This window comes from Ancylobacter sp. (genome assembly GCF_965279025.1).
Lineage (GTDB): Bacteria > Pseudomonadota > Alphaproteobacteria > Rhizobiales > Xanthobacteraceae > Ancylobacter.
This window is the reverse complement of the sequence record NZ_OZ257132.1, coordinates 2,171,238-2,182,957: the sequence shown is the minus strand read 5'-3', so window position 1 is coordinate 2,182,957 and position 11,720 is coordinate 2,171,238. Positions and strand designations below refer to the sequence as shown.

General features: G+C 69.3%; 10 protein-coding genes, 1 pseudogene and 1 riboswitch. Of the genes and pseudogenes, 6 read left to right on the top strand and 5 right to left on the bottom strand.

The window, feature by feature from the left end; genetic code table 11:
- Nucleotides 1-63: 63 nt before the first annotated feature.
- Nucleotides 64-567 (bottom strand): GcrA family cell cycle regulator, encoded by a 504-nt coding sequence (locus ACQY76_RS10025; RefSeq protein ID WP_428032725.1) that lies wholly within the window; start codon nt 565-567, stop codon nt 64-66.
- A 399-nt stretch (nt 568-966) separates the two neighbouring features.
- Between ACQY76_RS10025 and ACQY76_RS10020 the strand changes: the two are divergent.
- The 5 genes and pseudogenes from ACQY76_RS10020 (at nt 967) to ACQY76_RS10000 (ending at nt 5,412) form a co-directional block, all read left to right on the top strand.
- Nucleotides 967-1,319: pseudogene (locus tag ACQY76_RS10020) on the top strand (GCG_CRPN prefix-to-repeats domain-containing protein).
- Between the two features lie 25 nt (nt 1,320-1,344).
- Nucleotides 1,345-1,890 (top strand): Spy/CpxP family protein refolding chaperone, encoded by a 546-nt coding sequence (locus tag ACQY76_RS10015; RefSeq protein ID WP_428032724.1) that lies wholly within the window; start codon nt 1,345-1,347, stop codon nt 1,888-1,890.
- Between the two features lie 179 nt (nt 1,891-2,069).
- Nucleotides 2,070-3,278, top strand: coding sequence for an aspartate aminotransferase family protein (locus ACQY76_RS10010; RefSeq protein ID WP_428032723.1), 1,209 nt, complete (start codon nt 2,070-2,072; stop codon nt 3,276-3,278).
- Nucleotides 3,275-4,213 carry an ornithine carbamoyltransferase gene (argF, locus tag ACQY76_RS10005; RefSeq protein WP_428032722.1) on the top strand — a complete coding sequence of 313 codons (939 nt, stop codon included), beginning with the start codon at nt 3,275-3,277 and terminating at the stop codon, nt 4,211-4,213. The genes ACQY76_RS10010 and argF overlap by 4 nt, the downstream gene beginning before the upstream one ends.
- A 137-nt stretch (nt 4,214-4,350) precedes the next feature.
- Nucleotides 4,351-5,412, top strand: coding sequence for an Hsp33 family molecular chaperone (locus ACQY76_RS10000; RefSeq protein WP_428032721.1), 1,062 nt, complete (start codon nt 4,351-4,353; stop codon nt 5,410-5,412).
- A gap of 192 nt (nt 5,413-5,604) precedes the next feature.
- Here the strand turns inward: ACQY76_RS10000 and argE are convergent, their stop codons facing one another.
- The 4 genes from argE to ACQY76_RS09980 form a co-directional block, all read right to left on the bottom strand.
- Entirely contained in the window at nt 5,605-6,768 is a 1,164-nt protein-coding gene (gene argE / locus ACQY76_RS09995) for an acetylornithine deacetylase (protein WP_428032720.1), read from the bottom strand.
- Nucleotides 6,769-6,872: 104 nt separating this feature from the next.
- Complete coding sequence (locus tag ACQY76_RS09990) at nt 6,873-8,324, bottom strand: TrkH family potassium uptake protein (RefSeq protein ID WP_428032719.1); 1,452 nt, start codon at nt 8,322-8,324, stop codon at nt 6,873-6,875.
- A gap of 109 nt (nt 8,325-8,433) precedes the next feature.
- Nucleotides 8,434-8,826, bottom strand: coding sequence for a Co2+/Mg2+ efflux protein ApaG (gene apaG / locus ACQY76_RS09985; RefSeq protein ID WP_428032718.1), 393 nt, complete (start codon nt 8,824-8,826; stop codon nt 8,434-8,436).
- Between the two features lie 123 nt (nt 8,827-8,949).
- Nucleotides 8,950-10,173 carry an O-succinylhomoserine sulfhydrylase gene (locus tag ACQY76_RS09980; RefSeq protein WP_428032717.1) on the bottom strand — a complete coding sequence of 408 codons (1,224 nt, stop codon included), beginning with the start codon at nt 10,171-10,173 and terminating at the stop codon, nt 8,950-8,952.
- Nucleotides 10,174-10,214: 41 nt separating this feature from the next.
- A riboswitch (SAM riboswitch) is annotated at nt 10,215-10,295 on the bottom strand.
- Nucleotides 10,296-10,428: 133 nt separating this feature from the next.
- Here ACQY76_RS09980 and ACQY76_RS09975 point away from each other — a divergent pair.
- A complete protein-coding gene (locus ACQY76_RS09975) occupies nt 10,429-11,547 on the top strand; it encodes a 2'-deoxycytidine 5'-triphosphate deaminase (protein ID WP_428032716.1) in 1,119 nt (372 codons plus the stop codon).
- The last annotated feature ends 173 nt before the right edge of the window (nt 11,548-11,720 follow it).

Sequence of the window (11,720 nt, the reverse complement as noted above, 5' to 3'; positions counted from 1 at the left end):
CCCGGCGTCATGCGCATTCGTCGTTACCCAGGGCGTCGGCGCGCCCGAAGGCGCAGCCTCGCCTCAGCGCGCCACGCGGCGGCGGTTGCGGTCCTGGATCGGCTGGTAGGCGATGCGCGCATGATAGGCGCAATAGGGCATCCCGGTCTTGGAGCGGCTGCCGCAATAATGGAATTCCGCCTTGCCCGGGTCGCCGACCGGCCAGCGGCAGGTGAATTCGGTGAGGTCCAGAATGGTGCAGCGCTCGCCCATCGGGATCACCTTGGCGACCGGATCGGGCAGAACCTCGGGCTCGGGCTCGGCTACCGCGTGCATCACCGGGGCCAGCGCGTTGTTGCCCTGCACCATCGGGCGCATCACCTGCGCGGTCGGGGCGGGACGCGGCTTGCGCGGACGCGGTGCCGGCGAGGCAACAGCCTTGGCGCGGCCCGAAAGGCCGAGCCGGTGCACCTTGCCGATGACCGCATTACGCGTGACGCCGCCGAGTTCGGCCGCGATCTGGCTGGCCGAGAGTCCTTCCGACCAGAGTTTCTTGAGCAGCTCGACGCGCTCGTCCGTCCAGTTCATCGCATGGCCTCCTTCGTGCCGACCGGGAGGCGGAATCCCTCACCCCTTCGGCAAGTCGAACCTGCCGAACCCAACGCCGCAAACGCCACCAGGGAATTGCCGCCGCACGAGATGTCGTATCTCACTGGGGGGAGGCTACAATATGCGTAGACTCGGGGCGAGTAGGTTCATGTCCGAAACGATCGTTTTCCCCAGTTAGAGTCCGCACTGCAACAGTGCCGCGCGAAGCCGAGTCGCATCAAGCACTTGGCGGATCCGCCCGGCCGGCCTCGGCATGGACCGTCGGCGCGGCGCTTTTGAGCCGCTCCTATTTTCGCCGCTTCGACGCAAAGTTCGTTGCCTCGCGCAGCAGGTGCGGCGAGGATGCCCGCGCACCTTCCGCCCCCAAGGGAGACGTCGATGAAACTGCTTGCCGGTGCCCTTTCCTGCCTTGCCGTCCTTGCCGCCCTGTCGGTGCCCGCCGACGCCGCGCCCGCTTCACCCCACGCCCTCGCGCCGCTCGCGGCCGACGCCTCCGGCTCGCTCGCCACCCCCGTCGCCCAGGGCTGCGGCCCCGGCGCATGGCGCGGGCCCTGGGGCGGCTGCCGCAACACGCCCTATTACGGACCCCTGCCCGGCGGCGGTTATGCCGCCCCTCCCGGCGCGCCGGTCTATTACGGCAAGGCTGCCCTCCCGGCTGGTGGCGCGGGCCGTGGGGCCATTGCCGCAACACGCCCTATCACGGTCGCCTGCCCGACGGCAGCTGGCAGTGAAACCTGGCCCGAGCGGAGATTTGTCATGACCCACATCCTCACCCGCCTGTCCGCCCTGGCCCCGATGCTCGCCGTCGCTGCCGGGCTCCTCGCTGCGCCGGCCCTGGCCCAGACCCCGCCGGCCCCCACCCCGCCGGCCGAAACATCGGCCGGGGCCGAGGCGCCCCCGCCCATGGTCGACCTCTATACGGACGATGACGAGCAGGCCTCGCTCGACGCCCGCATCATCGCCCTCAAGACCGTCATCCGCCTCACCCCGGAGCAGGAAAAGCTCTGGCCGCCGTTCGAGGCGGCGCTGCGGCAGGCGGCGAAGAACGCGTCCGGCCGCGCGCAGGACCGCGCCAAGGCCGAGCCGGCGGACGACTTCCTCGACGTACTCGATCGCCTCGCCGGGGCGGAAGCGGCCCGCGCGGCGGACGTCAAGTCGATCGTCGCCGCCGCCAAGCCGCTGGTCGCGGTGCTCAGCGTCGAGCAGCAGCGCCGCATCCCCGGCTTCTTCGGCATGACCGACGAGGCCGGCGACCCGCAGCCCACGCTCGAACTGTGGATCTTCGAGGCCGAGCAGGAATAGTCCCGGCGACGACACGGCCCGGCGGCAAATCGTGGCTGCCGGGCTCGCCAATATTGACCGCACGTCGCCAATCGATAGAATTGTCGTCATCGGGTGCCGCCCCCGCAAGGGCGGCACGTTTCGTTTTTGGGCAGGCGTAACCGCTGGGTGCGCCTCATGTTTGAAAGAGGGAGGGGCGCGTGATCACCCCCATCCTGCCGACCTATAATCGTGTCGACCTGGTCTTCGAGCGGGGCGAAGGCGCCTGGCTGTTCACCAAGGACGGCGAGCGATATCTCGATTTCACCGCCGGCATCGCGGTGAACGTGCTCGGCCATGCCAACCCCGTTCTGGTGGCGGCGCTGACCGAGCAGGCCGGCAAGCTGTGGCACACTTCGAACCTGTTCCGCATGGAAGGCGGCGAGCGCCTTGCCGCGCGCCTCGTCGCGGCGACCTTCGCCGACACGATGTTCTTCACCAATTCCGGGGCGGAGGCGCTGGAATGCGCCATCAAGATGGCCCGCAAGTACCATTCCGCCAGCGGCCATCCCGAACGCGCCCGCATCATCACCTTCGAGGGCGCGTTCCACGGCCGCACGCTGGCCACCATCGCCGCCGGCGGCAATGCCAAATATCTGGAGGGCTTCGGCCCCGCTATGCCCGGCTTCGACCAGGTGCCGTTCGGCGACCTTGACGCCGTGAAGGCGGCGATCGGCCCCGAGACCGGCGCCATCCTCATCGAGCCGGTGCAGGGAGAGGGCGGCGTGCGCGCCGCGCCGTGGCCGTTCCTGCGCGCGCTGCGCCAGCTCTGCGACGAGCATGGCCTGCTGCTCATCCTCGACGAGGTGCAGTGCGGCGTCGGGCGCACCGGCAAGTTCTTCGCCCATGAATGGGCCGGCATCACGCCTGATATCATGGCGGTGGCCAAGGGTATTGGCGGCGGCTTCCCGGTCGGCGCCTGCCTTGCCACCGAAAGCGCCGCGCGCGGCATGACGGCGGGCACGCATGGCTCGACCTATGGCGGCAACCCGCTCGCCATGAGCGTCGCCAATGCCGTGCTCGACGTGGTGCTGGCGGACGGCTTCATGGAGCAGGTGCTCGCCACCTCCGCCCGGCTGCGCCAGCGCCTCGCCGAGCTGAAGGACCGCCACCCCGCGGTCATCGCGGAAGTGCGCGGCGAGGGCCTGCTGCTCGGCCTGCGCACCGTGGTGCCCAACACCGACCTCATCGCCGCCATGCGCACTGAGGGCATGCTCGCCCCGTCGGCAGCGGAGAATGTCGTGCGCCTGCTGCCGCCCTTGACCATCGGCGAGGCGGAGATCGACGCCGCGTTCGAAAAGCTCGACGCCGCCTGCGCGCGGATCGAAGCCGGCCTGAAGGCCGACTCCGCGAAAGGAGCGGCGGCATGAACGCGATGAACCCGGCGGGCGTGAAGCATTTCCTCGATCTCGACCAGCTGCCGGCCGGCGAGCTGCGGGCGGTGATGGATCTGTCCAAGGACCTCAAGAGCCGCCGCCGCGAGGTGGCGCTCGACAAGCCGTTCGCCGGCAAGGTCCTCGCCATGGTGTTCGACCAGCCCTCGACCCGCACCCGCATCTCGTTCGATGTCGCGATGCGCCAGCTCGGCGGCGAAACCATCATGCTGACGGGCGCGGAAATGCAGCTCGGGCGCGGCGAAACCATCGCCGACACGGCGCGGGTGCTCTCGCGCTATGTCGACGCCATCATGATCCGCATCCTCGACCACGAGGCTCTCGCCGAGCTCGCCGCGCACGCCACCGTGCCTGTTATCAACGGCCTGACGCGCGACTCCCACCCCTGCCAGGTGATGGCCGACGTGCTCACCTTCGAGGAGCATCGCGGCCCCATCGCCGGGCGTACCGTCGCCTGGACCGGCGACGCCAATAACGTGCTGGTCTCCTGGGTACACGCCGCCCAGCGCTTCGACTTCGCGCTGAATGTCGCCACCCCGCCGGAGCTTTCCCCGCGTCCGGCGCTGGTGAACTGGGTGCACGAGACGGGGGCGAAGGTCACCTTCGGCCACGCCGCCGAGGCGGCCGTGGACGGCGCCGACTGCGTCGTCACCGACACCTGGGTGTCGATGGGCGATGCCGAGGCCGAGCGCCGGCACAATTTGCTCAAGCCCTACCAGGTGAATGGCGCGCTGATGCGCCGGGCGGCGCCGGGCGCGCTGTTCATGCACTGCCTGCCGGCCCATCGCGGCGAGGAAGTCACCGACGAGGTGATGGACGGCCCGCAATCGGTGGTGTTCGACGAGGCGGAAAACCGGCTGCACGCGCAGAAGGGCATCCTTGCCTGGTGCCTGGAAGGCGCGCGCGGCTGAGACCCAGCGAAGGCCCGCCGCGCGCAGCCATGTGCGCGGGCCCTCGCGATGCTGCCCGCGAATTTGTCCCCGCAGATTTGCCCTCGCGGGACTGACCCTCGCAGAGTCCCTCTGGCGCTCCTATATGGGCGGGCGACATGACAACACATTCCCAATCCCCCTCCCCTTCGCCCGCCCAGCGCGCGCCCGATCCGCGCGCGGTGGACGACCGCGTCACCCCGTTCCACATCGACGCGCTCGATGTGCGCGGGCGCGTCGTGCGCCTTGGCACCAGCCTCGACGCGGTGCTGGCCCATCATGATTATCCCGCCGCCGTGAAGCGCCTGCTCGGCGAGGCGGTGGCGCTCACCGTGCTGCTCGGCTCGACGCTGAAGATCGAGGGCCGCTTCATCCTGCAGACCCGCACCGACGGGCCGGTGGACCTGCTGGTTGTGGACTTCGCCGCGCCGCGGGACGTGCGCGCCTATGCGCGCTTCGACCTGGAGCGTCTGGAGGCGATGAAGGCGGCCCTGCCGGCCGGCGCCGGCTTCGACAGCGGCGCGCTGCTCGGGCACGGCCACCTCGCCATGACCATCGACCAGGGGCTGAGCGTCAATCGCTACCAGGGCGTGGTGGCGCTGGAGGGCGAGGGGCTGGAAGCCGCCGCGCACCAGTATTTCACCCAGTCGGAGCAGATCCCCACCCGCGTCCGGCTCGCCGTCGCCGAGGAGATGCACCCCGGCGGGGCGCCCTCTTCCTGGCGCGCCGGCGGGCTGATGGTGCAGTTCCTGCCCAGCGAGGGCGGGCGGCTGCGCACGGTCGACCTGCATCCCGGCGACGCGCCGGAGGGCACCGACATCCCCGAGGCGGACGCGGACGACGCCTGGGTCGAAACGCTCTCCCTCATGGGCACGGTGGAGGATGTGGAACTCGTCGACGCCGAGCTGTCCAGCGAGCGGCTGCTGTTCCGCCTGTTCCACGAGCGCGGCGTGCGGGTGTTCGAGGCCGAGAGCGTTGTCGCCAAGTGCTCCTGCTCGCGCGAGCGGGTGATGAATGTGCTGGGCAGCTTCACGCAGGAGGAGCGCACCAGCCTCGTCGAGGACGGCAAGATCGCCGTCACCTGCGAGTTCTGCGGCCGCACCTATGATTTCAGGGCCGAGGAAATCGTCGACGCGGAGGTCGATGGCGAGGCGGATGGCGACACCGCCGCGCAGGGCTGAGACGCGCCTGTCGGTGCCTCGCGACGCCATGGCCGGGCTTGTCCCGGCCATGCAGGTCCCGGAGGTGCACCAGTTCGCGGTGCACGTCTTCCTCGTGCACGTATTCGCGGCGTGGGTCTTCGCCGTGCACGGCCCGGTTCCTGGGAAGGTCATGAAAGGCCTGGCGCAGGCCCCTCGTGACGTAGGCTACCCCTACCCCGCGCAGCCCTCGATCAGTCCCTTGAGAAACCGCTCGCAGGCGCGAAGCTGCGCCACCTCGATATATTCGTCCGGCTTGTGCGCCTGGTCGATCGAGCCCGGCCCGCAGATGATGGTCGGCACGCCCTGCGCCTGGAAGTGGCCGCCTTCCGTGCCGTAGGAGACGGTATGGGTGGCGTTCTGGCCGGCGAGGCGCAGGGCCAGAAGCTCGGCCGGCGACCCGGTCTGCGGCGACAACGGCGGAACCTTGTAGATGAAATCGGTGGTGATCTCGGCCTCCGGCGCCGTCTCGCGCAGCCTCGGCAGCACCACCTCCTGTGCGAAGCGCTCGAAGCGCTCCAGCAGCGCGTCCTCGTCGAAGCCCGGCAGGCCGCGCACGTTCCAGCGGATGGCGCATTCGCGCGGCACGATGTTGCCGGCGGTGCCGCCGCCGACCACCGTCACCTGCAGCGTGGTGTTGGGCGGGTCGAAGCGGCCGGAAGGGTCGCCGGCTTCCACCAGTTCGGCACGGATGCGGTCGAGTTCGCCGATCAGCTCGGCGGCGGCGAAGATGGCGTTGGCGCCGAGCTGCGGCATGGAGGAATGCGCCTCCCGCCCGGTCACCGTGGTGATATAGGCCAGCCCGGACTTGTGGGCGTCTACCACCCGCATCGAGGTCGGCTCGCCGACAATGCACGCGCGCGGCAGGGGAAGGTCCATCCCCAGCCGACGCACGGCCGGCACCACGCCGGTGCAGCCGATCTCCTCGTCATAGGACACCAGCAGGTGGATCGGCGTCGCCAGCGGCGCGGCCACCATATCGGGCACCATGGCGAGGCAGCAGGCGAGAAAGCCCTTCATGTCGCAGGCGCCGCGGCCATAGAGCCGGTCGCCCCCCGGGGTCAGGGTGAAGGGGTCGGTGGTCCAGGGCTGGCCGTCCACCGGCACCACGTCGGAATGGCCGGAAAGGCAGACCCCGCCGATCCCGCTCGGCCCGATGGTGGCGAACAGGCTGGCCTTTTCCCCGTCCTCGCTCGGCACCACCACGCTGTCGACGCCGAAGGCCGCGAGGTAGTCGCGGACAAAGGCGATGAGGTCCAGATTGGAGTTGCGGCTCGTGGTGTCGAAAGCGACCAGATAGGCCAGCAGTTCCTCGGTCGTCGTCCGTACGGCCAGCATAGAGAATCCCCGTCGCGATGCGTGCCCTCACCATAGTGGGTTACGCGGCACGGCCCAACTGGAGCCTGCCGGAAACTTGCCGACTTTTCGCGAACGGTGCGCGCCTAGCGCCGCCAGAAACTCGGCAGGAAGAGCACGAGAACGGTGAAAAGCTCCAGCCGCCCCACCAGCATGCCGAAGGAGAGCAGCCAGATCACATGGTCGGGCAGGCCGGCGAAGTTCTGCGCCGGGCCGACCACCGGGCCGAGGCCCGGGCCGACATTGGCCACCGCAGTGATCGAGGCCGAGAACGCCGTCACCATGTCGAAGCCCAGCGCATTGATGGCGATGGCGATCAGCATGAAGCTGGCGAGGTAGAGAAAGGCGAAGGCCAGCACCGAGGCCACCACGTCGTCGCCGATCGGCTTGCCGCCATAGAGCACGGGAAACACGCCATTGGGGTAGATGACGCGCTTGAGATGCTGCTTCAGCGCCGACCCCAGAATGGCGATGCGGAAGCTCTTCATGCCGCCGGCGGTCGAGCCCGTGCAGGCGCCGAGGAACAGCAGGATGAAATAGAGCGCCTCGGTCGGCGGCCCCCAACGGGTGTAGTCATCCGCCACGAAGCCGGTGGTGGACATGATCGACACCACGTTGAACAGCCCATTGCGCAGCGCCTCCTCGCCATGGTGGATGCCGCCGCTCACCTGCTGGAAGGTAGAGATGACGGTGAACAGCGCCACCAGCGACAGGAACAGCCGCACCTCGGGATTGGCCAGCATGCGGCTGAAATCGCCCCCCAGCACCCTGACATAGAGCACGAAGGGCAGCGAGCCGGAGAGCATGAAGAAGATCGCCGCATATTCGATGGCGGGGCTGTTGAAATAGCCGATCGAAGCGTCGTGGGTGGAGAACCCCCCGGTCGAGATGGTCGCCATGGCATGGGCGACCGCGTCGAACACGCTCATGCCGCAAAAGGCGTAGGTGAGCGTGCAGGCGAAGGTGAGAAAAATGTAGGTGGCGAGAAGCCCCTTGGCCATCTGCGCCGCGCGCGGCAGCATCTTTTCCGACTTGTCGGAGGATTCGGCGCGGAAAAGCTGCATGCCGCCGATCCGCATCATCGGCAGCAGCGCCATCGCCATGACGATGATGCCGATGCCGCCATACCAGTGCAGGAAGGCCCGCCAGATGAGCACGCCGGGCGGGCGCTGGTCGAGGCCGGCGATTACCGTGGCGCCGGTGGTGGTCAGCCCCGACATCGCCTCGAAATAGGCATCGGCCAGCGACAGGTCGGTTTCCGCCCACATGAAGGGGATCGCCGCGAATGCCGAGAGCAGCACCCAGCTTGCCGCCGTCAGCACGAAGGCCTGGCGCAGCGACAGCCTCTCCACCTCGCTCGACCGCCCGGCAAGCCAAAGCGACAGGCCGACAAAGGCGGTGATGGCGGCGGAAGCGGCATAGACGAGGAAATCGCCACGGCCGGCGACGAAGTCGACCAGCGCGGGGATCATCATCGTCGTGCCGAGAACGGCGAGCAGGACGCCGAGAATGGCGGCGATCGGGCGGAAGTCGATCACGGGATCAGGAGACCGTTCGGCGCAGCGGGAAGCTCACGGCGTGGAAGCTGCCGCCACCATAGCCGCTTCGCCGGACCGCCGGAAGCGCCCTTGGCAGCCCGTACGCGGCTCAGTTCAGCGTGCGGGCTTCGCCGGGCACGTCGAGCGAGAACGCCGGCACCTCGGCGTCGAACGTCTCGCCGCTCGGGATCTCAAGGCTGTAGCTGCCTTCCATGATGCCGGTCGAGGTCGGCAGCGGCACGCCGCTGGTATATTCGAAATGCGCGCCCGGCGGCAGCACGGGCTGCTCGCCCACCACCCCGGCCCCGCGCACCTCCTGCACCCGGCCGAGGGCGTCGGTGATGATCCAGTGGCGCGAGCGGAGCTGCACGGTGTCGACGCCGAGATTGACGATCTCCACCGTGTAGGCCCAGAAATACTGGCTACGCTCGGGATCGGAGCGTTCGGGTGCGAAGCGCGGCGTTACCGTCACCTGCACGCCTTTCGTCGTCGCCCGATACATGCCGTCTCTCCCGCGCCTCCCGAATCGCCCAACTAGCCTCACTGAAAGGCTTTTCGCCCGCAAGGGCAAGGCGGCGGCGCTTCACGGCTGCGTTTGTCCCCGCCGCCCGGCCCGGCGGTCCGATCAGACCGCCTTCAGCGCGCGGGCGAGATCGTCGGTGAGGTCGTCGACATGCTCCAGCCCGACGGAAAGCCGCACCATGCCGTCGGAAATGCCCATCTCGGCCCGCGCCTCGGGGCTGAAGCGCTGGTGCGTCGTGGTCGCCGGGTGGGTGACAAGGCTCTTGGCATCGCCGAGATTGTTGGAGATGCGCACCACTTTCAGCGCGTTGAGCAGGCGGAACGCCCCGGCCTTGCCGCCCTCCACCTCGAAGGTGACCAACGTGCCGCCGCCCCGCATCTGGCGGGTCGCCAGCTCATATTGCGGGTGGTCGGCGCGCCAGGGGTAAATCGCCCGCGTGACGCCCGCCAGCCCGGCCAGCCGGTCGGCGAGCAGCGCCGCGCTGGCCTGCGAACGCTCGACCCGCAGCGGCAGCGTTTCCAGCCCCTTCAGCATCACCCAGGCATTGAACGGCGAGACGGACGGCCCCGTCTGGCGCAGGAAGGTCTGGAGATGGTCGGTGAGGAACTTCTCCGCGCACAGCACGACGCCGGCGAGGCACCGTCCCTGCCCGTCAATATGCTTGGTGGCGGAATACACCACGACGTCGGCGCCCAGCGCCAGCGGGCTCTGCAGCATCGGCGTGGCGAACACGTTGTCGACGATGAGGCAGGCGCCCGCCGCCCTGGAGATCGCCGCCACCCCGGCAATGTCGACCAGTTCCAGCGTCGGGTTGGTCGGGCTCTCCAGGAACAGCACCTTGGTCTCCGGCCGCACCGCCGCCTGCCACGCGGCAAGGTCGGTGCCGTCGACCAGCGTCGCGGCAATGCCGAAGCGCGGCAGCAATTCCTCGATCACATAGCGGCAGGAGCCGAACAGCGCCCGCGCCGCCACCACATGGTCGCCGGTCTTGAGCTGGCACAGCAGCGAGGCCGTCACCGCCGCCATGCCGGAGGCGGTGGCCCGCGCCACTTCCGCGCCTTCCAGCAGCGCGAGGCGGGTCTCGAACATCGACGCCGTCGGGTTGGAATAGCGGGTGTAGATGAAGCCGGGGTCCTCGCCCTTGAAGCGGGCCTCGGCCTGCTCGGCGCTCTCATAGACATAGCCCTGGGTGAGGTAGAGCGCCTCCGCCGTCTCGCCGAAGGGCGAGCGAAGGATGCCCCCCTGCACGAGGCGGGTCTCGGGCCGCAGCTGGGCGATCTCGGCGGCGGAGAGCTTGGCGGGCGGAAGAGTGGGGATGTCGGTCATCTGCGGCTCCGGTATCTCGCATCAACCGGGGTCGCCCGCGCTGTCGCGCGGCCCCGGCCTGTTTAGCAACCTTGTTTAGCGTGGCGGCAAGCCGGCCGGCTCAAATGACCACGTCGATCATTCCGCTTACTCCTGGGCCGGACTTCCCGTCAAGGGACTTGGTCAAGGGACTGGTTAAACGGCTTGGCGCGCCGGGGCGCGTCCGCTAAAGCCAGCGGCACGGTTGAACGAGCGATCATCAGCGGAGCGACGCGCGTGGCGGATTCAGGTCTGAGCGGCGAAGGCATCCTGCCCGGCCACGCCATAGAGGCGTTGGCGGCGCACGGCGCCATTCGCCTCGCCCGTCCCTTCGATGCCGACCAGGTGCAGCCGGCGAGCCTCGACCTGCGCCTCGGCCCGGTCGCCTGGCGCATCCGCGCCAGCTTCCTGCCCGGCCCCCGCGAGACGGTGGCGGAGCGCCTCACCCGCCTCGGCCTGCACCAGCTCGATCTCACCGGCGGCGAGGTGCTGGAAACCGGCTGCGTCTATCTCGTGGAGCTGGAGGAGGCGCTGGCGCTGCCCGCCGACATCGCCGCCTCGGCCAACCCGAAAAGCTCCACCGGTCGGCTCGACGTGTTCACCCGCGTCATTGCCGACCGCTCGCGCGCCTTCGACATCGTGCCCGCCGGCTATGAGGGCAAGCTCTATCTGGAAATCAGCCCGCGCACCTTCCCCATCCTCGTGCGGCGCGGCTCGCGCCTGTCGCAGATCCGCTTCCGCCGCGGCGACGCGCGGCTGGACGAGGCCGGCATCGCCGCGCTGAACGCCGCCGAGCGGCTGGTCGACAGCCCGCTGGCCGATGTCGCCGGCGGCGGCATCGCGGTGAGCGTCGATCTCTCGGGCGAGGGTTTTGGCGGGCTGCTCGGCTTCCGCGCCAAGCGCCATACCGGGGTGATCGACGTCGACCGCCGCGCCGCCTGCGAGGTCGAGGATTTCTGGGAGCCGCTGGTGACGCGCGGCCGGCGCGAGCTGGTGCTGGACCCCGACGCCTTCTACATCCTCGCCTCCAAAGAAGCGGTGCATGTGCCGCCCAGCCACGCGGCAGAAATGGTGCCGTTCGACCCGCTGGTGGGCGAGTTCCGCGTGCATTATGCCGGCTTCTTCGACCCCGGCTTCGGCCATGACGCGGCGGGCGGAACCGGCGCCCGCGCCGTGCTGGAAGTGCGCTCGCGCGAGGTGCCGTTCATCCTGGAAGACGGCCAGATCGTCGGCCGCCTCGTCTATGAGAACATGCTGGAGCGCCCGCGCACGCTCTACGGCGAGGGCCTCGGCTCGAACTACCAGGCGCAGGGCCTGAAGCTCTCCAAGCATTTCCGGCCCTGGACGCGGGATTGAGGCGAGCAACAGCGGTCCTTGCTACCATTGCCCGGCAACCCAGACGATGACCGTCGTCCCGGACGGCCAAAGGCCGATCCGGGACCGTGCCCCACAGGAGCGATCCCGGCAGGCGATCCCGGCTCTCCGCTTCGCTTCGGCCGGGATGACGGCTTCCCTGGATCGCGCGGAGC